Here is a 22,541-nt window from a genome sequence, read left to right as displayed (position 1 = left end):
CCCGGGACACCATCCGCCCCGGACCACTCCAATCCGCCCCAATCCACGCCTGTCCACCACAGTCCGCCCCAGTCCGCACGAGAACCGGAGACACGAGGACACCATGACCGCGATCGATCTGAACGCCGACCTCGGCGAGGGTTTCGGCCGCTGGCGGCTGACCGACGACGAGGAGCTGCTGTCCGTCGTCACCAGCGCCAACGTGGCCTGCGGCTTCCACGCCGGGGACGCGGCCACCATGCGCCGGGTCTGTGAACTGGCCGCCGCGCGCGGGGTGACGATCGGCGCGCAGGTCTCCTACCGGGACCTGGCCGGGTTCGGGCGGCGCGCGATGGACGTGCCGCCCGACGAGCTGGCGGCCGAAGTGGCCTACCAGATCGGGGCCCTGGAGGTGTTCGCGCGGGCGGCGGGAGCGCGCGTGGCGTACGTCAAGCCGCACGGCGCGCTGTACAACCGGGTGGTGCGCGACGCGGAGCAGGCCCGCGCGGTGATCGAGGGCGTACGCCTGGCCGACGCCTCGCTGCCGGTGCTGGGCCTGCCGGGCTCGCGGCTGCTGGAGCTGGCGGCGCAGGCGGGGCTGCCGACCGTCACGGAGGCCTTCGCGGACCGCGCCTACACCGACGACGGCACGCTGGTGCCGCGCGGCCGGGAGGGCGCCGTGGTGACCGACCCGGACACCGTCGTGGACCGCTCCGTCGGCCTCGCGCGCTCCGGCACGGTCACCGCGTGGTCCGGCGCGCGGATCCGGGTGCGCGCCCGTTCGCTGTGCCTGCACGGCGACACGCCCGGCGCGGTGGGGCTGGCCCGGCGGGTGCGCGAACGGCTGGTGGCGGCGGGCGTGCGGGTCGAGGCGTTCGCATGAGGGCGCTGCCGGTGGGCGACGACGCGCTGCTCGTCGAGGTGGACTCCGGGCAGGAGGCGCGGGCCCTGCACGCGGAGTTGCTGCGGCGGCGGGCGGCGGGCGTCCTCGCCGTCCGCGAGATCGTCCCGGCGGCCCGCACGGTGCTGCTCGACGGCCTCGACGACCCGGTCCGCCGGGCGGCGGAACTGACCGGCGCACGGCTGCCCGAGGCACCCCCGCGCGCGGGTGAGCCGATCGAGCTGCCCGTGCGGTACGACGGCCCGGACCTCGCGGTGGTCGCCGGACACTGGGGGGTGAGCGAGCGCGAGGCGGCCCGCATCCACTCCGGTACCGGGTTCACGGTGGCCTTCTGCGGCTTCGCCCCCGGCTTCGGCTATCTCACCGGGCTGCCGGAGCGCTACGCCGTCCCGCGCCGCGCCACCCCGCGCACCGCGGTCCCCGCCGGTGCCGTGGCGCTGGCCGGGCCGTACACCGGGGTGTACCCGCGCTCCTCCCCCGGCGGCTGGCAGCTCATAGGCACGACGGACGCGGTGCTCTGGGACCACGCGCGCGTACCGGCCACGCTGCTGGTCCCGGGGGCGCGCGTACGGTTCGTGCCGGTGGCGGACCGGGCGGAGCGGCCGGTGACGGACCGGGCGGAACGGCCGGTGGAGGGCGCATGACCGGCCGCGTGCTCACCGTCGTGCGCGCCGGGCTCCTGACCACCGTGCAGGACCGCGGACGGCCGGGACACGCGCACCTGGGCGTACCGCGTTCCGGGGCGCTCGACCCGCCCGCCGCGGCGCTGGTGAACCGGCTCGTCGGCAATCCGCCGGACGCCGCCGTGCTGGAGACGACCCTCGACGGCTGTGCGCTGCGCCCGCTTGACACGGTGACCGTCGCGGTCGGCGGCGCGCCCGCCTCGGTGACCGTGGGGGGCAGGCCGGCCGCGTGGGGCGCCCCGGTCGTGGTGCCCGCGGGCGAACTGCTGGAGGTGGGTGCCGCCACGGCGGGCGTACGAGGCTACGTGGCCGTCTCCGGGGGCGTCGCCGTGGAGCCGGTCCTCGGCAGCCGCGCCACGGACCTGCTGTCCGGCCTGGGTCCGCCCCCGCTGGTGGACGGTGTGCTGCTGCCGCTGGGCGACCCGGCCGGTCCTCCCGCGCGCGTGGACGGCGTGCCGCAGCCGCGTCCGCCCGCCGAGCTGGTGCTGCGGGTCACGCTGGGGCCGCGCGCCGACTGGTTCACGGCACGGGCGCTCGGCGACCTCACCACGCGCGCGTACCGGGTAGCCGCGGCGAGCAACCGCGTCGGGCTGCGCACCGAGGGCCCCGCCCTGGAGCGCGCCCGGCCCGGCGAACTCCCCAGCGAGGGCATGGTCCTGGGCGCGGTGCAGGTACCGCCGGACGGGCACCCCGTGGTGTTCCTGGCGGACCATCCGACCACCGGCGGCTACCCGGTGGTCGCGGTGGTCCGCGCCGCCGACCTGCCCGCCGCGGCGCAGGCCCCGCCGGGCACCCCGGTCCGGTTCATCCCGGTACGGCGCCGCTGAACCCGACCGCCCGGCCGACCGCGTCCGGCACCCCCACGGCCACGCCGTACCCCCCGGCCGGACGGGCCCGCACACCCTTACGGCCCGCCCGGCCGCTCACCGGCCCGGCACCCCCACACCCACAGCCACAGCCACAGCCACACGCTGACCAGCACGCCCCCGCCGGATCATCGCGCCCCGGCATCCCGGCACCCCCGAACCGGCACGGGACAGGAGCGGCTACCCGACCGCCCCGCCCCCCGCGGCCACCCGCCCGCCGCCGGCCCGCCCCCCGCCGGCCCGGGACGGACCCGGCCGCCTCCGCCGGCGCCCGCGCGCGTCCGCCGGAGGGCCTCGGCAGGGCCGCCAGGGCCGCGGCGGCCTCGGCCGACGCGCGCAGGTCCGGGCGCGTGCCGGTGCCCCGCGCGCGGCGGTGGCACAGTTCGTCGGCGGCGAGGCGTAGCAGTTGCGGGAGCAGATCGTCGCAGTGGCGCAGCACCCAGCCGGTGCCGGCCGTGGCCGGCCACCACAGGTTCGCGGCGCGGATCGGCGGGGGGAACTCCGGCTCGGGGGACGGCGGCCGGCCCGTCGCCCGGCCCGCTTCGGTGAGCATCGCGTGGCAGCGGACGGCGAGCTGCCGGTGGCCGCGCTCGCCCGGGTGCAGCCGGTCCGCGCTCCGCAGGGTCCGATCGGTGACCCAGGCACCGGCCGCCGCGTGCAGGTGGACGGCGCCGTGGCTCCCGGAGAGGACGTGCACGGCCTCGTTGACCGCCCGGCGGCGGGCCGGTGGAGGGGCCAGGGCGGCCGGGAGCCCGAGCATCGCGCCGGGGCCGGGCAGGCAGGCGGTGGGCAGGGTGGCGCCGTGGCGGGTGAAGGCCGCGTAGACGTGGTCGAGGTCGGCGGCCACGGTCCGGATGTCGAAGGCGCGGCGCAGGGTGTCGTTGACCCCGACGACCACGGACACCAGGGCGGGGCGGAGCCCGAGGGCGGCCGGTGCCTGCCGTTCCCGCACGTCCCGGGACCGCGCCCCGCTGACCGCGAGGTTGGTGAACCGCACCCGCTCGCCGTCGGCCGCGAGGGTGGGCGCGAGCAGTGCGGCCCAGCCCCGGCGGCCGGCCCCGGCCGGGTCGCCCACGCCCTCGGTCAGCGGGTCCCCGAGGGCGACGAAGCGCAGCGGTCTCATGCCGCGGCCCCCGGCGCCGCGGGGCGGGGGCCGGTGCGGCGCAGGACCTCCGCGTCGTGGGCCGCCAGGAACGCCTCGACGGCCGTTCCCCAGCCGAAGCACTCCGCACGCGCGCGGGCCGTGTCGCGCCGCTCGGTCTCGCCCCGGGCCAGGAGCCGCTCCACGGCGTCCGCGAACGCCTCTCCGGTGCCGGCCGCGGTGGCCCCGGCGGAGCCGATGATCTCGGGCAGGGCCGAGGAGGCGCTCGCCACCACGGGCGTGCCGCACGCCATGGCCTCCAGTGCGGCCAGCCCGAAGGTCTCGGCGGGGCCGGGCGCGAGGCACACGTCGGCGGACGCCTGCAACGCGCCGAGCGCGGCCCGGTCGGAGACGTGCCCCAGGAAGGTCACCGGGAGACCGCGGTCGCGCGCGCGTTGTTCCAGCCGGGCGCGCAGCGGCCCGTCCCCGGCGACCACGAGCACCGCCCGGTGCCGTCGGCGCAGCAGCGCCTCCAGGGCGTCCAGGGCGGTGCCGGGGCGCTTCTCCACCGACAGCCGGGAGGCCGTGACGAGCAGTGTCTCGCCCGCTCGGGCGTGGTGCGCGCGCAGGCCCGGGTCGCGCAGGCCGGGGTGGCGTTCGGTCAGGTCGACGCCGAGCGGGGCGCGGACGACGTTGCGGGCGCCGATGCGCACGAACTCGCGCTCGGCGAACTCGGTGGTGCACACCACGCGCGCGTAGACGTGCGCGGTGCGGGTGTTGAGGGAGTCGGCGGCGCGCCGGGCGAGCCGCTCGGGCACGCCCCAGGTGCGCAGCACGCCGTCGGCGGTCTCGTGGGAGACCATCACGGCGGGCACGCGCGCGCGGCGGGCCCAGCGGCCGGTCCAGCGCAGGGTGGTGCGGTCGGAGACCTCCAGGCGGTCCGGGGCCAGCTCCTCCAGGAGGGCGGCCACGCGCCGCCGGTCGGTGAGGACGCGGTAGCCGCCGGTGCCGGGCAGCGGCGGGCCGGGCAGGGTGATGACGCGGCCCTGTTCGGTGTCGCGGTCGGTGTGGCGGTCGCCGGGCACGATCAGGACGGGTTCGTGGCCCGCGGCCCGGTAGCCCTTGCCGAGTTCGCGCAGGGCGGTGCGCAGGCCGCCGGACGCGGGGGCGACGAAGTTGGCGAGGCGCACGATGCGCAGGGACCGGCCGCTCATGCCGCCACCACCGTTTTCCGGGCCGTGAGGACGTCGTCGTAGTGGGCGATCAGCCGGTCGCCGACGGCGGCCCAGGTGCGGCCCTCGACCGTGGTGCGGGCGGCGGCGCCGTACGCGGCCCGCCGGGCGGGATCGGCGGCCAGGGCGCGCAGCGCCTCCCGGACGGCGACCGGGTCGCGCGGCGGGACCAGCAGCCCGGTGCGGCCGTGGGCGACCAGGTCGAGCGGCCCCCCGACGGCCGGCGCGACGGCCGGGACACCGCTGGCCATGGCCTCCTGGACGGTCTGGCAGAAGGTCTCGAAGGGGCCGGTGTGCGCGAACACGTCCAGCGAGGCGAAGATCCGGGCCAGTTCGTCGCCGGTCCGGCGGCCCAGGAAGACGGCGCCGGGCAGGGCCTCGGCCAGGTACGCCCGGCTGGGTCCGTCGCCCACGACCACGACCCGTACGCCGGGCAGTGCGCACACCCCGGAGAGGAGTTCGACGTGCTTCTCGGGGGCGAGCCGGCCGACGTAGCCGACGATGACCTCACCGTTCGGGGCGAGCGTGCGCCGGAGCGCCTCGTCACGGCGTTCTGGCCGAAAACGTACGGTGTCCACGCCCCGCGGCCACAGCCGCACCCGCGGTACGCCGTGCGCCTCCAGGTCGGACCGGGCGGCGCTGGACGGGGCCAGGGTGCGGTCGGCGGCGGCGTGCACGGAGCGGATCCGCCGCCAGGCGGCGGCCTCCCCGGCGCCCATGTAGGTGCGGGCGTACCCGGCCAGGTCGGTCTGGTAGACGGCGACGGCCGGGACGCCGAGCCGGGCGGCGGCGGCCATGCCGCGGACGCCGAGGACGAAGGGGCTGGCCAGGTGGACCACGTCGGGGCGGTGTGCGACGAGGGCCGCGGGCAGGCGCCGGCTGGGCAGGGCGACGCGGACCTGGGGGTAGCCGGGGAGCGGGAGGGAGGGGACGCGGACGACCGGGCACGGGGCGTCCGGATCCGCGGCGGCACCGGTGCCTCCCGGCCTGAGCGAGGCCGGGGACGCGGGGGCGGGCGCTGGGGCGACGACGAGCGGGTGGTGACCGCGATCTACGAGGTGCCGGGCGGTCTGGAGCGCGCAGTGGGCCACGCCGTTCACATCGGGGGGAAAGGATTCGGTCACGATGACGACACGCATACGGGTGTTGTCGCCGTGCTGGACGTGCCCGCGTCAACTTGGATCTTTCCGCGCGGGGAACGTCCCATGAGCGTTGCACTGCGCACCCGAGCAGGTCAGGCTGCCGTCACGGCCGCCTGACCTGCGGGTCATCCGGTGTTCACCTGCCGGGCGGACGTCCGCCCGGGAGGGTTCGCGCGAGGGGGCCCGGCCGGTGCGGGGCCGGCCGGCGCGGGCTCAGCCGAGCGTCGCGTCGGGTCCGAACCGGCTGCGCACCGCCGTCTGCACCTCGTCCTCCTCGGCCGGATCGGCGGCCAGGCGGCGCAGGCGCTCCACGACCCGGGCGTCGCCGGTCTCGGCGTGCCGGGCGGCGATCTCGCGGGTGGTCTCCTCGCAGTCCCACAGGCACTCGACGGCGAAGCCGGCGGCGAAGGAGGGGTCGGTGGCGGCCAGCGCGCGGGCGGCCCGCCCGCGCAGGTGGGAGGAGGCCGTCTCGCGGTAGATGTGGCGCAGGACGGGGGCCGCGCAGGCGATGCCGAGGCGTCCGGTGCCGTCCACGAGGGTCCACAGGGTGGGCGCGTCCGGGCCCTCGCCGCGTACCGCCTCGCGCAGGGCGGCGAGGACGAGGTCGCGGTCCCCGGCGCCGCCCCGGCAGGCGAGCATGCGGCCGGCGGCGGCGCCGAGGGCGTCGGGGCGCCGGGCCCACCCGCGGGCCCGGTCGACGGCGGCGACGCTGCGCATCCGCTCGAAGGCGTCGACGGCGGCCTCCACGACGGGAGTCGTCCCGTCGGAGACCGCGGCCTCGATGAGCCCGAGGGCGTCGGGGTCGTTGCCGTCGGCGAGGTAGCGCAGGGCGGTGCAGCGGGCCCCGTCGATGCCGGCCCGGGCGGCCCGGAGGATCTCGGGCCGGTCCTCGGGACCGGCCACGGCGGCCAGGCAGCGGGCGGCGGGCACGTGGAGGGCCGCGCCGCGGTCCATGCCCTGCTGGGCCCACTCGAAGACCGCGCCGACGCTCCAGCCGGGGCGGGGGCCCGTGGGCCTGAGCTGCCGCTGCCAGCGGTCGAAGCAGCCGGCCTCCTGGGCGGCACGCACCCGCGTGGCGATCGCCGCGCGCGGGTCCTCGGCCCACAGCCGCCACGGCCGCGGCTCGAAGGCGTCGCGTACGGCCGCGGCCAGCTCGGCCTCGCCCTCGGCGTCGGTGGTGAAGCGGGCCAGGACGGGCGCGGCGAGGGCGCGCAGGCCCGCGTCGTCGTCCCGCAGGGCCAGCTCGTCCAGCGCCCACGCCCAGTTGGAGCCGTGGGCGGCGTACCTGCGCAGCAGTCCGAGGGCGTCCCGCCGGCCGTAGGAGGCGAGGTGCCCGAGGACCGCGAGGGCCAGGCCGGTCCGGGACTCGTCGCCGTCGACGATGTCCTCGGGGTCGAAGAGGTGTGCCTCGATGGCGTCCAGCTCGCCGTTCAGGTCGGTGTAGAGCCGGGCGTAGTAGAGGGAGCGGTTCTCCACCTGCCAGTCGTGGCGGGGGTCGCGCAGCACACAGTGGTCGAGGGCCGCGAGCGCTTCGGCGCGCGGGGCGGTGAGCGCGTGCAGTGTGCCGTCGCCACGGCCGCGCTGGAGCAGGCCGAGCAACGTACCGCTCGGCGCTATGACCGGATCGAACATGGGAAACAGCCTCACATCAAGCGTCGACGCAACCGGGGACCATGCATTACCTGGCCGCGTGACACAACGTCGGAGCGCCCGCCGTCTCTTGCTTGCTGTAGACCATCTCTCTCTGCCTCTCGTCGGTGGCCCATGCGGACCGCATCACGGCCCGCGCGGTGCGGCAACACCTGCCCGGCCATCGCGTCCGTGAATCACGACGTCATGATGACCCGCGCTGTGTGCTGCCGCGACCGTATTTCCGGCGGCCCTTTACCGCCTCCCCCGTTTTCCGTGTCGTAGCTGGTCAGGACACTCGCATCAGTGTGCGCCGAACAGTTCCAGCAGGTCCGTCTTGCCGAACATGCGGGCCGTGTCGACGGCCGACGGGGTGCCCAGGGAAGGGTCGGCGCCGCCCTCCAGCAGTGCCCTGATGACGTCCGTCTCGCCCTTGAAGACGGCACCCGCGAGCGGGGTCTGGCCCCGGTCGTTGATCTGGTCGGCGGCGGCGCCGCGCGCGAGCAGCGCGCGCACCGCGTCGGCGTGGCCGTGGTAGGCGGCGAGCATCACGAGGGAGTCGCCCCGGTCGTTGGTGAGGCCGGCCGGGACACCCGCGTCGACGTACGCCACGAGCGCCTCGGTCTGCCCCTGCCGGGCCAGATCGAAGATCTTGGTCGCCAGCTCCACGACCTCGGGGTCGGGGGCTTCGCTCATCGGCCGGACCGCCTCTCCTTGCGCGTTCGGGGACTGCTTGGGAACTGGGTGAGCGTACGGCAGCGACGGACCGCGGCCGTACGAGTGAATCGCCAGCGTACTGGCTTCCGCGGCACATGAGCCGAGGCGCCCGCGGCAAAGATCGGCAGCGGGCGCCGCCGCGGCCGACGGCACAGGTCAGCCGGGGTGCCGCCGACTCCTCCGAGTGGGGGAAAACAGCAGGTTTTCACCCAGTTGCACCTTTAATCGTATGGATACATCCTGTGATCCTGGAAGAACTCATGGTGACTGCCCCCCACCTTCGACACCAGGAGGCCCGAAATGATCCTCTCCCTGTCCGGCGTGTTCCTGCTCGGCACCGTCGTCTTCCTCTTCTTCCGCAAGGACGGGCTGAAGGGCTCGCACGCCACGGTCACCGCCCTGTTCGGCTTCTACCTGTCGAGCACGGCCATCGCCCCGAGCATCAAGGCCGGCGGCGAGAGTCTGGCCAGTCTCCTGGGCGGCCTGAAGTTCTGACCCGCCCGTCCCACCCGCACGCACCCGACAGGAGACCGCAGTGGCCCGGCGCCCCCTCCCCCGCATCCTGAGCAAGGACAGCGCCCAGCTCGCCCGGACACAGATCGCCCGGAGCAGGGAGCTGGCCCGGACGGCGGCCGACAGCGCCACCGACGTCCTCCAGCCGCTCATCACCGTCTCGCGCGGGCTGCGCCTGCTGGCCTCGGCCGGCCGGCGCAGATGGGCACAGACCCCCAAGGACAAGCGGGGGCCGCTGCTGTTCCTGGCGGCCTCCGCGGTCCTGGTCGTGGCCCTCGTGCCGTACGGGCCGCTGCTCGCCGTCATGACGCTGATGGCGGCGGCGGCCTGGCACGGCCGCGACCGCACCCCGCCGGCCCCCGAGGGGGCGGACGCCCGGGCCGAACGGCTCCAGGGGCTGTACGAGGCCCTGGTGCCGTACTTCTCCGGCGCCGAGGACCCGGCGCCGCTGTACACGCACGGCGGGGAGTGGGAGAAGGCGTTCACGGCCCACGAGTTCGACGACGCCGGGCGCGTCGGGCAGCTCGTGATCCGCTACCCGGCGTACTTCGCGGACGGCGAGCCCACCGCCCGCGCCCGGATCGAGCAGTTGCTCACCGCGAAGGCCGGGCGGAGCCGCGAGTACCGCTTCGACTGGGACGAGGAGGGCAACCGGCTCACCCTCACCGCCCTCCCCCCGCTGGCCGCCGACGTCCCCGCCCAGCGGTTCGTCACCGCGCCCGGCGAGACGGTCCTCGGGTTCACCGACCCCAGCGAGGTGCCGCGCACGCTCCCCCTCTCCTACGGGGAGGAGCACATCGACGTCCCGCCGGTCGTCTGGCGCACCGGCATCCGCTCCACCGAGCCTCATCTGCTGGCCGTGGGCCACCCCGGCAGCGGCACGTCCACGCTGCTGCGCTCCATGGCGCTGCAGGCACTCCAGTACGGCGACGTGCTGATCGTCGACGGCGGCGGGACCGGCGAGTACGCCTGCCTGACCGGCCGGGAGGGCGTGCTGGCCGTGGAGTGCGCGCTCGCCGGGGCGCTGGCCAGCCTGGAGTGGGCCGCGCAGGAGACGGAGCGGCGGCTGATCGCGATCAACCTGGCCCGGCAGGCGGGCGACCCGCCGCCGGTGGACACCCGGCGTCCGCTGTGGGTCCTGCTGGACCGGCCCGGCGTCTTCGCGCACCTCGCGGCGGCGGACGGCCGCAAGGACCCGCAGACCCTGCTCCAGGTGCCGCTGCGGCACGGGCGCGCCGCGAACGTGACGGTGGTCGTCGCCGAGCAGTTCGACGGGGCGGAGGCGCTGGGCGACGCGGTACGGCAGCACACGCGCGCGCGTGTCGTGCTCGGCGTCGCCTCGCCCCAGCAGGTGCAGGCGGTGCTCGGGGTGCCACCGCACACGACGCCGCCGGCCCACGTGCCGCCCGGGCGGGGGTACGCCCGGCTGGGCTCCGGCCCGGTGCACCGCCTCCAGGTGCCGCGCACCCCCGACCCGTACGACGACGCCACGAGTGACGCCGACCGGCAGGCGGTGCTGGAGCTGCTGCCGGCGCGGGCCGGTGCCGTACGGGCGGAGCCGGCACCGGCGCCGCCCGGGCCGGTGCTGGAGAAGACCCCGGAGCCGGTGCCGGCCGAGGGCTGACGGGGCCGCGGTCCCTGCGCCCCCGGGCGAGCCGCGTCCGCCGCCGTCCTCAGGAGACAACTGCTTGGAACGGGGCGTACGTCCGACGGGCCCGGCCCGCGGTGGTCCCGGCGACCGACCGGCACCGGGCGGACCACGGCACCACAGCGGGGGGGGCCGGGCAGAGTGCCGGCCCGTCACGCGGGACCCCGGGCGGCCCCGGCCGGGACGCGCACGCCGAGGACGGACGGCTCCGGGCGGGGGCGGCGAGGGGCGCGGGGACGGTGATGACACAGGGACGTCGTGCAGGGGGCGAGGCCCCCGGCCGGACCCGCCCCGCGAACCCGCGCCCGCGCAACCGCCCCGCCACCACGCGAGCCCGCTGTCACACGGCCCCTCCCCTACGCCACGAACGTGCGCGGGGCCTCCGCGCCGCCCGTCGCTCCCGACTCCACCAGTCGCGCCGCGGCGGCCAGGCGGGTCGCCGCCTCGTCCGCCACCGCTCCCCCGACCGTGAACGGGAGCCGCACGTACCCCTCGAACGCGCCGTCGACGCCGAAGCGGGGCCCGGACGGCACCCGGACGCCCACCCGCTCCCCCGCTTCCGCGAGGCGGGAACCCGAGAGGCCGCCCGCCCGCACCCAGAGGGTCAGGCCGCCCTGGGGAACCTCGAACTCCCAGTCGGGCAGTTCCCTGCGGAGCGCGACCACCAGGGCGTCTCGGTTCTCCCGGGCCTGCACCCGGCGCAGTTGCACCGCCTGCTCCCAGCCGCCGGTGCTGAAGAGCCAGTGCACCGCGAGCTGCTCCAGCACCGGCGTGCCCAGGTCGGCGTAGGCCCGCGCGGCGACCAGGCTGCGGACGATGTCCGGCGCCGCCCGCACCCAGCCGATCCGCATCCCCGCCCAGAACGCCTTGCTGGCGGAGCCGACCGTGATCACCGTGGAGCCGGCCGGGTCGAAGCCGCACACCGGGCGGGGCATGCCGCCGTCCCCGAAGCCGTCGTCGAGCCAGAGCTCGGTCATGGTCTCGTCGGCGACGAGGACCGTGCCGGCCGAGCGGGCCGCGTCCACCAGCCGGCGCCGCTGGTCCTCGTCGGCGAGCGCCCCGGTGGGATTGTGGAAGTCGGCGACCACATAGGCGATGCGGGGCGCGGCCTCGCGCAGCACCTGGCGCCAGCGGTCCAGGTCCCAGCCGGACAGGCCCTCGGCCATCGCCACCGGGACCAGCCGGGCGCCCGCCTCGCGCATCAGTTGCAGGATGTTGGCGTAGGACGGCGATTCCACGGCGATGCGCTCGCCGCGGCCGGCGAAGAGGTGGCAGATCGCGTCGATGGCGCCCATCGCGCCGGTCGTCACCATGATCTGCTCGGGCATGGTCGGGATGCCCCGCGCGGTGTAGCGCTCGGCGATCATCGAGCGCAGGGCGGGCAGCCCGGCCGGGTAGTCGCCGTGCGTGTGGGCGTACGGCGGCAGCTCCTCCAGGGCGCCCTGCACGGCCCGGGTCAGCCACGGTTCGGGGGCCGGGAGCGAGGCGCAGCCCAGGTCGATCACCGAGCCGAGGGCCTCCGGGGGCAGCGGTTCCAGGCCGCGGGCCGGGATCGGGTTGCCGGCGGGCACGGCGGTCCAGCTCCCCGCGCCGCGCCGGGACTCCAGAAAGCCCTCGCCGCGCAGCGCCTCGTAGGCCGCCGCGACGGTGGTCCGGCTGACGGACAGGGCCAGGGCCAGTTCGCGCTCGGCGGGCAGCCGCGCGGCCACCGGGACCCGGCCCTCCAGCACGAGCAGCCGGATGCCGTCGGCGAGCGCGCGGTAGGCGGGGGGCCGGCGGGTGCCGGGGCCGGCCGGACGGTCCTGCTGGGACGTGAGGAGCCGGGCGAGCTGCGCGGCCCCCACCGCCGAGGTCCACTGCGCCATGAAGATCAGTCCACCTTCCCCGGATTGGCCATGGATGGCTATACAACCCAAGCCACAGAGTGTCATGCGTCAGGCCACCGCCACCACCCAGGGGGGTATCCCGTGTCCGCTTCCGACGCGTCCGATTCCGGCCGTTCTCCAGGCACCCGGCTGCTCCGGCTGTACGCCGGACTCGCGCTGTACGGGGCGAGTTCCGCACTGCTCGTGGCGGCGGGGCTGGGCCTGGAGCCGTGGAACGTGCTGCACCAGGGGCTCGCGGAGCTGACCGGGATGAGCATCGGCGTCGTGTCGATCGTCGTGGGCGCGGCGGTGCTGCTCCTGTGGGTCCCGCTGCGCCAGCGGCCCGGACTCGGCACGGTCTCCAACGTCTTCGTGGTCGGCCTCGCCATGGACGGCACGCTCGCCCTCCTGCCGGACCCGCGCTCCCTGGCCGTGCGGGTGCCGCTGCTGCTCGCGGGCATCGTGCTGAACGGCGTGGCGACCGGACTGTACATCGCGGCGCGCTTCGGCCCGGGCCCGCGCGACGGCCTGATGACGGGGCTGCACCGGCGCACCGGCCGGTCGATCCGGCTGATGCGGACGGTGGTCGAGGTGGCCGTGGTGGTCACCGGTTTCGTCCTGGGCGGCACCATCGGGGTGGGCACCGTGCTGTACGCCGTGGCCATCGGCCCGCTGGCCCAGCTCTTCCTGCGGGTGTTCGCCGACCGGCCGGCACCGGCGGGCGGCACGGCCGTTGCCGGCCCGTCACCCGAGCGGGTCATACTGCGTCCGTGAGCCTCACGAGACCGACTCCGCGCCACCCGTACCTGGACCACCCCGGGCCGATCCCCTTCGCCCACCGGGGCGGCGCGGCCGACGGTCTGGAGAACACCGTGGCGCAGTTCCGGCGCGCGGTGGAGACGGGCTACCGGTACATCGAGACCGACGTGCACGCCTCGGCCGACGGGCGGCTGGTCGCCTTCCACGACGCGACCCTCGACCGGGTCACCGACGGCGAAGGCCGGATCGCCGAGCTGCCGTGGGCGGAGATCGCGCACGCGCGCGTGGCCGGCCGGGAACCGGTGCCGCTGTTCGAAGAGCTGCTCGACGCCTTCCCCGGGGTGCGCTGGAACGTCGACATCAAGGCGGAGCCGGCGCTGCGCCCCCTGCTGGAGCTGATCGAGCGCACCGGCGCCTGGGACCGGGTCTGCGTGGGCTCGTTCTCCGAGGCGCGGGTGCTGCGGGCGCAGCGGCTGGCCGGGCCGCGGCTGGCCACGTCGTTCGGGACGCGGGGGGTGCTGAGCCTGCGGCTGCGCTCCTGGGGGCTGCCGGCCTCGGTGCGCCGGTCGGCGGTGGCCGCGCAGGTGCCGGAGGCCCAGTCGGGCGTGCCCGTGGTCGACCAGCGCTTCGTCCGCGCCGCCCACGCGCGCGGGCTGCACGTCCACGTGTGGACCGTCAACGAGCCGCAGCGGATGCACCGGCTCCTGGACCTCGGCGTCGATGGCATCATGACCGACCACATCGACACGTTGCGCGAGGTCATGGAGGAGCGCGGGGTCTGGGTCTGACCGGCCGGGCGCCCCGCCCCGGGCCTTCGCGGGACCGCGGGGAAGCGAGGGCACGGGTGGGCACCGACACCGTGCGGACGGGGGCGGCGGACGAGAGCGCCGGCCGCAGGCGCGAGCAGCACGGCTGGTACGTCTACGACTGGGCGTGCTCCGTGTACTCGACGAGCGTCCTGACGGTGTTCCTCGGCCCGTACCTCACCGCGGTCGCCGAACGGGCCGCGGACGGCGACGGCTACGTGCACCCGCTGGGCATACCGGTGCGCGCGGGCTCCTTCTTCGCCTACTCGGTGTCCCTGTCGGTGGTCCTCGCGGTCGTCCTGATGCCGCTGGCGGGCGCCGCGGCCGACCGCACGGGCCGCAAGAAGCCGCTGCTCGCCGCGGCGGCCTACACCGGCGCGGCGGCCACCACGGGCATGTTCTTCCTGGACGGCGACCGGTACCTGCTGGGCGGTCTGCTGCTGGTGGTGGCCAACGCGGCGCAGTCCGTCGGGATGATGCTCTACAACTCCTACCTGCCGCAGATCGCGCCGGCGGAGGAACGCGACGCGGTCTCCTCGCGGGGCTGGGCCCTCGGCTACGCGGCGGGCGCCCTGGTCCTCGTCGGCAACCTGGTCCTGTACTCGGCGCACGACTCCTTCGGCCTCTCCGAGACCGCCGCGGTCCGCGTCTGCCTGGCCTCGGCCGGTCTGTGGTGGGGCGCCTTCACCCTCGTGCCGCTGCGCCGGCTGCGCGACCGCCGCACGCGCGCGGAGCACACCACGGCCCCCGGGCCGCGGCAGCTCGCGGCGACGGTCCGGGACATGCGCCGGCACCCGCTGACGCTGGGCTTCCTGCTGGCGTACCTCGTCTACAACGACGGCATCCAGACGGTGATCTCCCAGGCGTCGGTCTACGGCTCCGAGGAGCTGGGGCTCGGGCAGTCGACGCTCATCGTGGCCGTGCTGCTGGTGCAGGTGCTGGCCGTGGCCGGGGCGCTGGCGATGGGCCGGCTGGCGCGGACGTACGGCGCGCAGCGCACGGTCCTCGGCTCGCTGGTGGCGTGGACGGTCACGCTGGCGGCGGGCTACTTCCTGCCGGCCGGGGCGCCGGTGTTCTTCTTCGTCCTGGCCGCCGGGATCGGGCTGGTCCTCGGCGGCAGCCAAGCGCTGTCCCGCTCGCTGTTCTCGCACCTGGTGCCGCCGGGCAAGGAGGCCGAGTACTTCTCCGCGTACGAGATGAGCGACCGCGGGATGAGCTGGCTCGGCCCGCTGCTGTTCGGCGTGACCTACCAGCTCACCGGGAGCTACCGCTCGGCGATCGTCTCGCTGGTGGTCTTCTTCGTCGTCGGATTCGTCCTGCTGGCGCGGGTACCCGTACGGCGTGCGATCGGCGAGGCGGGGAACCCGGTTCCGGAGAAGATCTAGCGCCGATTTAGCACTCGGCGTGAAAGGGCGGTAGTGTAACCCTTTGGCCTGCCAGGCGTACCGTTACTGCGCGGCAAAGATGCCGAGACGCTGGGTGACATCTGCTAGCAGATGTGACAAACCGGGCGCCTGTGGGTAGAACAAGGGGCGGCTACGACGGCGACGCTTGACCCGGAACGGGAATCTTTACCGCCGACCGGACGTTGACCGGATGACGACGACAGCGACACCTGTCCTGTGGGCGACAAGCCCGGGAGGCACGATTCATGAGTGAGCGAGCTCTTCGCGGTACGCGCCTCGTGGTGACCAGCTACGAGACGGACCGCGGCATCGACCTGGCTCCGCGCCAGGCCGTGGAGTACGCATGTGAGAAGGGGCACCGCTTCGAGATGCCCTTCTCGGTCGAGGCGGAGATCCCGCCGGAGTGGGAGTGCAAGGTCTGCGGGGCCCAGGCACTTCTGGTGGACGGCGACGGCCCTGAGGAGAAGAAGGCCAAGCCCGCGCGTACCCACTGGGACATGCTGATGGAACGGCGCACCCGCGAGGAGCTCGAAGAGGTCCTCGAGGAGCGCCTGGCGGTTCTGCGCTCGGGTGCGATGAACATCGCGGTCCACCCCAGGGACAGCCGCAAGAGCGCATAACGCGTAACAGCACGCATGACCGCGGGCGCCGTACGTCTCCACGTACGGCGCCCGCGGTCTCGTGCTGTCCGGGTCCCGGCCGGCCGGGTGAGCCGGTCCCCGGCGCCCGCCCGGTCCTTCCGGTACCACGCGCTCAGCGCATCAGCGGAGGCCGCTGCTCCCCCGCGCCCGGGCGGTCCTCCCGGATGACCTCGCCCTGCACCACCTTGCCGTCGGGCCGGTGCATCCGGGCCTGCTGGAACGCGTCGCCCAGGCCGCCCGGCGCGACCTTGCGCAGACCGCGCTCCAGGGCGTTCTCCGCGAAGCGGCTCACCGCCTTCTGGACCGGCGGGAGCAGCAGGAGCAGACCGGCCGCGTCCGAGAGCAGGCCGGGGATCATCAGCAGCAGACCGGCGAGCATCGTCAGGCCGTTGCCGCCGCCGCGGGCCGGCGAGCCGCCCCGCTGGAGTGCCTCGTTCAGGTTCTGGAAGGCGCGGCGGCCCGCCCGCTTGATCACCACGGCACCGGCCACGACGCCCGCCACGAGCAGCAGGAACACCGTGAGACCGCCCGCCGCGCCCGCGACCAGGGTCAGCAGCCAGATCTCCAGCACCAGCCACACGGCGATGCCCAGCGGCAGGTACCTGCGCAGCCGGGAAGGGCGGCGGGCGGGGTGCGGAGAGGTCGGAGCGCCAGTCGTCATGCTTCCAGTGTGCCTGGGCACGGCTCAGCGCGGGATAAGCGGGTGGCCGGCCGGGGCCGCGCACGCTCGCGCGCGTCCCCGGGGTCCCGGCGCGGGCCTCAGCCCTGCTTCTCCTTGCCGGTGATCTTGCCTACCCGCTCCCCGACGCCCCAGGCCGTGATCCGCCACAGGGCCTCCACGACGATGTCCTTGCTCATCTTGGAGTCGCCCAGTTCGCGCTCGACGAAGGTGATCGGGACCTCGACGACGTGGTAGCCGGCCTTGACGGCACGGCGGGCCAGGTCGACCTGGAAGCAGTAGCCCTGGGAGGCGACCTCGCCGAGGCCGAGGCCCTCCAGGGTCTCGCGGCGGAAGGCCCGGTAACCGCCCGTGACGTCCCGGAGCGGCACGTCGAGCATGAGCCGCGAGTAGGTGGAGCCGCCGCGGGAGAGGAACTCGCGGGACTTCGGCCAGTTCACCACGCGGCCGCCGGGCACCCAGCGCGAGCCCAGGACCAGGTCGGCGCCCTTCAGGGCGGTGAGCAGCCGGGGCAGTTCCTCGGGCTGGTGGGAGCCGTCGGCGTCCATCTCGATGAGCACGCCGTAGTCCCGCTCCAGGCCCCAGCGGAAGCCCGCGAGGTAGGCGGCGCCGAGGCCTTCCTTGCCCTTGCGGTGCAGCACCTTGATGTGGTCGTCCTCGGCGGCCAGCTCGTCGGCGAGCTTGCCGGTGCCGTCGGGGCTGTTGTCGTCCGCGATCAGTACGTGCGCCTCGGGGACGGCCCTGCGCACCCGGCCGGCGATCGTCTTGATGTTCTCCGCCTCGTTGTAGGTCGGAATGATCACCAAGGCCGTGCCGAGCGGGCCGAACTGCCTCCCGTGGGCCTTGTCCGCGAGGGTCCCGTCGCCGTCGTTCACTGCTGCCCCTTCATGTCGTACACAGGGGTCCACCATAGTGGCCGCCGCCTGGGAAGACGTGACATCGCCCGTGATGGTGGTGTCGATTCCCCGAGAACAGGGTAAGGCTGTGCCTTTCGGCCGGTTTCCGCCGTCCCCCGGCAGCCCGGCACCACGGCGGATGGGGGCCCGGCGCCCTTCGGGCCGACCTGGGACCCGCTGGCTGCGGGTCGACCGAAAGCCGTTGTCTACTGAGCGCACGGGCCCCACCCGGGTCACACCTGGCCGACCGGGTGGAGCGCTCCCCCGTCGGCGCGGGCGCTGAGCCTGGATCCTGGCGACGGTGCCCCGGTGCGGCACACCGTCCCCGACCCAGCGGCGCTGCGACGAGTCGTGTGAACGCTCCCCGGTCGGGCGTCCGGTGGTGGACTCGGACGAACCTACCGGCCCCCGGCCGCAGACTGTCAACACTCCCCTGAGCTGGCCGGACACCACCCTGAGCGGGGGCCGCGGGGAGGATGCGCAGGTCGGGCGGCGGGGCCGCGGCGGCGGCCGTCCGGCACGCCGCCCCGGGAGATCACTCCCCCGGCCGTACGTACACCGTCCGTCCCCCCACCACGGTCCGCAGGCAGACCGGCAGGTCACGGCCCGGGGAGAGGTCGGGCAGGCCGGGCGTGCCCGAACGCGGGTCGGTGGACCAGCGGGCCACCCGGTCGTCGGGCGCCTGCACGACCAGCTCGTCCGTGCGCCAGACGGCGTAGTCGGCGGGCGCGCCGGGGACCAGGACGCCCGCGTCGTCACGGCCGACGGCCCGCCAGCCGCCGCGGGTGTGCGCGGTGAACGCGGCGCGGACCGAGATGCGGTGCTCGGGCGTGCGGTGGAAGGCGGCGGCGCGGACCGTGCCCCACGGGTCGAGCGGGGTGACCGGGCTGTCGGAGCCGAACGCGAGCGGTACGCCGGAGCGCAGCAGCGCGGCGAACGGGTTGAGGGTGCGCGCCCGCGCGGCGCCCAGCCGCTGGGCGTACATGCCGTTCTCGCCGCCCCACAGGGCGTCGAAGGCCGGCTGGACGGAGGCGATCAGGCCCAGTTCGGCGAAGCCGGCGACGGTCTCGGGGGTGAGCATCTCGGCGTGCTCGACACGGTGCCGGGCGGCGCGGATCCGGGCGAGGCCGGCCTTCTCGGCGGCGGCGCGCACCCCCTCGACCACCGCGGACACGGCCGCGTCGCCGATGGCGTGGAAGCCGGCCTGCAGGCCCGCCTCGGTGCAGGCGACGACATGGGCGGCCACCGCGCCGGCGTCCAGGTAGGCGGTGCCGGTGTGGCCCGCGTCGGCGTACGGCTCGTGCAGGCAGGCGGTGTGCGACCCGAGCGCGCCGTCGGCGAAGAGGTCGCCCGCGGCGCCCACCGCGCCCAGTTCGCGGGCCTTCCCGGTGTCCTGCTCGGCCCAGTAGCCGACCACGCGCGGTCCCGGCGTCCCGGCGGCCAGCCGCAGCAGGGCGGTGAAGTCCTCCTCGGAGGAGATCCGCGGGCCGCCGCACTCGTGCACGGTGCCGATGCCGAGGGAGGCGGCGTGGTCCAGGGCGGCGCGCTGGGCCTCGGCGCGCTGCGCCGGGGTGACGGCGGCGAGTGCGGCCTCGCGGACGGCGTGGTGGGCGTCCCGGGTGAGCGGGGCGTCGTCCCGGGGGACGTCGCCGGGGACCAGGTCCAGCAGGGCGGTGGTGACGACCGCCGAATGGACGTCGATGCGGGACAGGTACAGCGGGCGTCCGCCGGTGGCCTCGTCCAGCTCGGCGCGGGCCGGCGGCCGGCCGCCGGGCCAGCGGGCGGTGTCCCAGCCGTGCCCCAGCAGGACCCGGTCGGCGGGGCGGGCGGCGGCGAACTCGCGGATCCGCGCGAGGGCCGCGTCCAGGGACGGGGCGCCGGACAGGTCGAGGCCGGTGAGGGCGAGGCCCGTGGCGGTGGTGTGCACATGGGCGTCGGTGAAGGCCGGGGTGACCAGGGCGCCGTCCAGGTCGACCACCTCGTCCACGCCGTCGGCGAAGGCGTCGGCCGCGCCCTCGGAGCCGACCCAGGCGACCTGGCCGCGCTCCACCACCATCGCGGTGGCGAAGGGGTCCGCGGGGCTGTGCACCTCCCCGCGGCGCAGGAGGATGGTCTGGGGTTCGGCGGACTGCTCACTCATGAGCACAGTCTCTCGCGCGCGGGGGGCGCGCCGGGCACCGGGGCGCCCGGGTTCAGATCCGCGGGGGGCGCGCCTCGTACGGCGTGGACAGCACCACGGTGGTCCGGGTGGACACGCCGGCCAGCGAGCGCACCCGGGTCAGCAGTTCCTCCAGTTCGTGCGGGGTGGCCACGCGCACCTTGAGGATGTAGTTCTCGTCGCCGGCCACGCTGTGGCACGCCTCGATCTCGGGGACGCCGGCGAGGCGTTCCGCGATGTCGTCGGGGGCGCTGGGATCGAACGGTTTCACCGAGATGAACGCGGTCATGGGCAGCCCGACCGCCTCGGGGTCGACGACCGCGGCGTACCCGCGGATGACGCCACGCTGTTCGAGCCGGCGCACCCGCTGGTGCACGGCCGACGTGGACAGGCCCGTGGCCTTGCCCAGGTCTGTGTAGCTCATCCGCCCGTCCTTGACGAGCAGCTGCACGATCTGACGGTCCAGCTCCTCCATGGCGCCACAACCTACAGTGCCGCTGATCTCCACGGATACCTGGGAGGCGCAGGTCATTCCAGGTTCGGTGGAAAGAACAGCCGGTCCGACACACGGCCGTGACATGTGACGAAGACCACACGGTTTTGGCGGCCTCTCCGTGATGTGTTCGTGATTACCGCCGAGGGCGGACGGGAAGTGCTTGCTGTGGTCGAGGCCGCGCAGTGCCTTTACGGCCCAGCCTTAGGGGGAGAATCCCATGCAGAGCACCCAACGCCCTGGTCGATCCGCGTCCGCACGGCAGCAGCCGGTCGCCGAGCCGCAGCCGGAGGGCGTCGATCCCGACCTCTTCGACGACGAGCCGGACGCCTACGACACCTTCGAGATGTACCGGGTGATCTGCCCGGACTGTGCGCAGCCGATCGCGCTGCTGGCGGACGAGGAGATCCTGCCGGAGCACGCCCTGTGCGCCTCGCCGTGGAACCCGTTCGGGCTCACGGTGTGCGCGGGCACGGGCCGCTCGGCGGCCGACGCCCGTCCCGCCGACGAGTCCTTCGAACCGCAGGAGCAGGACACGGCCCTGCTGCTGACGCTCCCCCAGGGCCTGGACTGGCGGATGCAGCCCTTCTCGCACGTCGGCGGCCCGGGCTCGCGCCCGATGCGCGTGCCGGTGATGCGCCGCGAAGCCGCCTGAGCAGCCGTACCACTCCCGTCACGTCCCCTGCACCATGGCGCGCAGACTGCCGTGGTGCGGGACGAACGTGCCCGGGTCCGCCGGGACGGCGGCCTCCCCGCGATACACCTGCCGGCAGGCGGCGCGCGGCATGAGCGGCACCTGGCGGGCGGGGTACGCGTCGGGCGGTACGGGACGGTCGCCGGCCGCGAACACTCCCTGTACGACGGTCCACTGACGGTAAATCAGCTCGCGGGGCAGGCCAGGGGCGGACCGTGTGGACTGACGCCCGATTCCGCAAGGGGGTGACCCGCGGGGGCGCCGTCGCGTTGGCCGGGCATGACCGCCATGTACCCGGCGACCGGGCGCCGGCGCCGCATCTTCGTCCCGCGCCCGGCGGACCCGGTCGCGCCGCCCGCGCCGCAGGACCCGCCGATCTACCGCGATCTCATGCGGGTCTGGGCCGACCGGGGGCGCACCCTGCCGGGCCGCCACGACCCGGAGTGGATCAGGCTGGCGGCCCCGACGGTCCTGACGGGTCGGTTCAGCGGCCTTCCGGTCCCGCCACGTGGCGGGCGATGACCATCCGCTGGATCTGGTTGGTGCCCTCGACGATCTGCAGGACCTTGGCCTCGCGCATGTAGCGCTCGGCCGGGAAGTCGGCGGTGTAGCCGTAGCCGCCCAGTATCTGCACCGCGTCCGTGGTGACCTTCATGGCCGCGTCGGTGCAGTGCAGCTTGGCCATGGCGGCCTGCTTGGCGAAGGGCCTGCCGGCGTCCCGCAGCCGGGCCGCGGCCAGGTACAGGGCCCGGCCCGCCTCGATCTGGGTGGCCATGTCGGCGAGCATGAAGCGCAGGCCCTGGAAGTCGGCGACGGGCCGGCCGAACTGGCGGCGCCCGGTGGCGTAGCGGACCGCCTCGTCCAGGGCGGCCTGGGCGAGGCCGACGGCGCAGGCCGCGATGCCGAGCCGGCCGGAGTCGAGCGCGGACAGGGCGATGGTGAAGCCCTGGCCCTCCTCGCCGATGCGCCGCTCGTCGGGGACGCGCACGCCGTCGAAGTGGACCTGCGCGGTGGGTGAGCCCTTCATGCCCATCTTCTTCTCGGGCACCGCTCCGCTGAGGCCGGGCGCGTCGCCGGGCACGAGGAAGGCGGTGATCCCGCGCGGGCCGTCCTCGCCGGTGCGGGCCATCACGGTGTAGAAGTCGGCGATGCCGCCGTGCGTGATCCACGCCTTGGTGCCGTCGATGACCCAGGAGTCGCCCTCGCGGACGGCCTTGGTCCGCAGCGAGGCCGCGTCGGAGCCGGAGGACGGCTCGGACAGGCAGTACGCGCCGAGCAGGCCGCCGCCCAGCATGGCGGGCAGGTGCTCGACCTGCTGCCGCTTGGCGCCGTAGGTGGCGAGCGCGTAGGAGGCGAGCGTGTGCACGCTGACGCCGAGGCCGACGGTGAGGCGGGCCGCGGCCAGCTCCTCCAGCACCTGGAGGTACACCTCGTAGGGCTGGTCGCCGCCGCCGTACTCGGCGGCGTACGGCAGGCCGAGCAGACCGGACTCGGAGAGCAGGGTGAAGACCTCGCGCGGGAAGCGCCCCGCGTCCTCCTCCTCGGCGGCCCCGGGCGCGATCTCACGCTGGGCGATCTCCCGGACGAGGGCGAGCAGATCCCTCGCCTCCTCCGTCGGCAGTTGACGCTCCACCGGCTGCGGGTCGCGGTCGGACATGGCGTCGGTCTCCTCCCTGTTCGGACACCGGCGGCCTGGCCCGTGGTGGGGGCGGCGCCGCCTGATCGCTGTGCCGAGGGCGTCCGCTCCCGGGTC

At 75.4% G+C, this 22,541-nt stretch carries 20 protein-coding genes and 1 pseudogene; 10 read left to right on the top strand and 11 right to left on the bottom strand.

Annotation, left to right across the window (positions count from 1 at the left end):
- The first annotated feature begins 103 nt into the window (after positions 1-103).
- The 3 genes from ACZ4K2_RS13250 to ACZ4K2_RS13240 are packed head-to-tail and all read left to right on the top strand — an operon-like array spanning position 104 to position 2,390.
- On the top strand, positions 104-862 hold the full coding sequence (locus ACZ4K2_RS13250; RefSeq protein WP_467473421.1) for a LamB/YcsF family protein: 759 nt from the start codon (positions 104-106) through the stop codon (positions 860-862).
- Positions 859-1,524 (top strand): 5-oxoprolinase subunit B family protein, encoded by a 666-nt coding sequence (locus ACZ4K2_RS13245; protein ID WP_467473419.1) that lies wholly within the window; start codon positions 859-861, stop codon positions 1,522-1,524. Before ACZ4K2_RS13250 ends, ACZ4K2_RS13245 begins: the two co-directional genes overlap by 4 nt.
- Positions 1,521-2,390: a 5-oxoprolinase subunit C family protein gene (locus ACZ4K2_RS13240; protein ID WP_467473418.1), complete on the top strand. Its 870-nt coding sequence runs from the start codon at positions 1,521-1,523 to the stop codon at positions 2,388-2,390. Before ACZ4K2_RS13245 ends, ACZ4K2_RS13240 begins: the two co-directional genes overlap by 4 nt.
- A 337-nt stretch (positions 2,391-2,727) precedes the next feature.
- Here ACZ4K2_RS13240 and ACZ4K2_RS13235 read toward each other — a convergent pair.
- The 5 genes and pseudogenes from ACZ4K2_RS13235 to ACZ4K2_RS13215 form a co-directional block, all read right to left on the bottom strand.
- Positions 2,728-3,552 (bottom strand): annotated as a pseudogene (locus ACZ4K2_RS13235) (SGNH/GDSL hydrolase family protein); the annotation flags it as partial.
- A complete protein-coding gene (locus ACZ4K2_RS13230) occupies positions 3,549-4,724 on the bottom strand; it encodes a glycosyltransferase (protein WP_467473416.1) in 1,176 nt (391 codons plus the stop codon). The pseudogene ACZ4K2_RS13235 and the gene ACZ4K2_RS13230, both read right to left, overlap by 4 nt.
- On the bottom strand, positions 4,721-5,881 hold the full coding sequence (locus ACZ4K2_RS13225) for a glycosyltransferase family 4 protein (protein ID WP_467473414.1): 1,161 nt from the start codon (positions 5,879-5,881) through the stop codon (positions 4,721-4,723). Before ACZ4K2_RS13225 ends, ACZ4K2_RS13230 begins: the two co-directional genes overlap by 4 nt.
- Before the next feature lie 216 nt (positions 5,882-6,097).
- Positions 6,098-7,516: a HEAT repeat domain-containing protein gene (locus tag ACZ4K2_RS13220; protein ID WP_467473412.1), complete on the bottom strand. Its 1,419-nt coding sequence runs from the start codon at positions 7,514-7,516 to the stop codon at positions 6,098-6,100.
- A 300-nt stretch (positions 7,517-7,816) separates the two neighbouring features.
- On the bottom strand, positions 7,817-8,209 hold the full coding sequence (locus ACZ4K2_RS13215; protein ID WP_467473410.1) for an ankyrin repeat domain-containing protein: 393 nt from the start codon (positions 8,207-8,209) through the stop codon (positions 7,817-7,819).
- A gap of 321 nt (positions 8,210-8,530) precedes the next feature.
- On the opposite strand from ACZ4K2_RS13215, the gene ACZ4K2_RS13210 reads away from it, so the two are divergent.
- Positions 8,531-8,725, top strand: a complete 195-nt coding sequence (locus ACZ4K2_RS13210) for a hypothetical protein (protein WP_467473409.1) — start codon at positions 8,531-8,533, stop codon at positions 8,723-8,725.
- 40 nt (positions 8,726-8,765) lie between these two features.
- Positions 8,766-10,367 carry a P-loop NTPase family protein gene (locus ACZ4K2_RS13205; RefSeq protein WP_467473407.1) on the top strand — a complete coding sequence of 534 codons (1,602 nt, stop codon included), beginning with the start codon at positions 8,766-8,768 and terminating at the stop codon, positions 10,365-10,367.
- Between the two features lie 380 nt (positions 10,368-10,747).
- On the opposite strand, the gene ACZ4K2_RS13200 is transcribed toward ACZ4K2_RS13205, so the two are convergent.
- Entirely contained in the window at positions 10,748-12,256 is a 1,509-nt protein-coding gene (locus ACZ4K2_RS13200) for an SCO1417 family PLP biosynthesis transcription factor (protein ID WP_467473405.1), read from the bottom strand.
- A gap of 102 nt (positions 12,257-12,358) precedes the next feature.
- On the opposite strand from ACZ4K2_RS13200, the gene yczE reads away from it, so the two are divergent.
- From yczE to ACZ4K2_RS13180, 4 genes are all read left to right on the top strand, one after another.
- Positions 12,359-13,030: a membrane protein YczE gene (gene yczE / locus ACZ4K2_RS13195; protein ID WP_467473404.1), complete on the top strand. Its 672-nt coding sequence runs from the start codon at positions 12,359-12,361 to the stop codon at positions 13,028-13,030.
- On the top strand, positions 13,027-13,803 hold the full coding sequence (locus ACZ4K2_RS13190) for a glycerophosphodiester phosphodiesterase (RefSeq protein WP_467473403.1): 777 nt from the start codon (positions 13,027-13,029) through the stop codon (positions 13,801-13,803). Before yczE ends, ACZ4K2_RS13190 begins: the two co-directional genes overlap by 4 nt.
- A 56-nt stretch (positions 13,804-13,859) precedes the next feature.
- A complete protein-coding gene (locus ACZ4K2_RS13185) occupies positions 13,860-15,206 on the top strand; it encodes an MFS transporter (RefSeq protein WP_467473401.1) in 1,347 nt (448 codons plus the stop codon).
- Positions 15,207-15,472: 266 nt separating this feature from the next.
- A complete protein-coding gene (locus tag ACZ4K2_RS13180) occupies positions 15,473-15,847 on the top strand; it encodes an RNA polymerase-binding protein RbpA (RefSeq protein WP_003977404.1) in 375 nt (124 codons plus the stop codon).
- 133 nt (positions 15,848-15,980) lie between these two features.
- On the opposite strand, the gene fxsA is transcribed toward ACZ4K2_RS13180, so the two are convergent.
- The 4 genes from fxsA to ACZ4K2_RS13160 form a co-directional block, all read right to left on the bottom strand.
- Entirely contained in the window at positions 15,981-16,529 is a 549-nt protein-coding gene (gene fxsA, locus ACZ4K2_RS13175; protein ID WP_467473399.1) for an FxsA family membrane protein, read from the bottom strand.
- 98 nt (positions 16,530-16,627) lie between these two features.
- A complete protein-coding gene (locus ACZ4K2_RS13170) occupies positions 16,628-17,422 on the bottom strand; it encodes a polyprenol monophosphomannose synthase (protein ID WP_467473397.1) in 795 nt (264 codons plus the stop codon).
- A 556-nt stretch (positions 17,423-17,978) separates the two neighbouring features.
- Positions 17,979-19,583: an amidohydrolase gene (locus ACZ4K2_RS13165; protein ID WP_467473395.1), complete on the bottom strand. Its 1,605-nt coding sequence runs from the start codon at positions 19,581-19,583 to the stop codon at positions 17,979-17,981.
- 52 nt (positions 19,584-19,635) lie between these two features.
- A complete protein-coding gene (locus ACZ4K2_RS13160; protein ID WP_467473394.1) occupies positions 19,636-20,076 on the bottom strand; it encodes an Lrp/AsnC family transcriptional regulator in 441 nt (146 codons plus the stop codon).
- 238 nt (positions 20,077-20,314) lie between these two features.
- On the opposite strand from ACZ4K2_RS13160, the gene ACZ4K2_RS13155 reads away from it, so the two are divergent.
- On the top strand, positions 20,315-20,749 hold the full coding sequence (locus ACZ4K2_RS13155; protein WP_467473392.1) for a hypothetical protein: 435 nt from the start codon (positions 20,315-20,317) through the stop codon (positions 20,747-20,749).
- Positions 20,750-21,272: 523 nt separating this feature from the next.
- Here ACZ4K2_RS13155 and ACZ4K2_RS13150 read toward each other — a convergent pair.
- The gene (locus tag ACZ4K2_RS13150; RefSeq protein WP_467473391.1) at positions 21,273-22,445 is read right to left on the bottom strand and encodes an acyl-CoA dehydrogenase family protein; all 1,173 of its coding nucleotides are present in this window, start codon (positions 22,443-22,445) and stop codon (positions 21,273-21,275) included.
- Between the last annotated feature and the right edge of the window lie 96 nt (positions 22,446-22,541).

It is taken from the genome of Streptomyces sp. NPDC025833 (assembly GCF_055558055.1).
The sequence above is the reverse complement of the archived record's forward strand: the minus strand, read 5'-3'. Positions and strand labels throughout refer to the sequence as shown.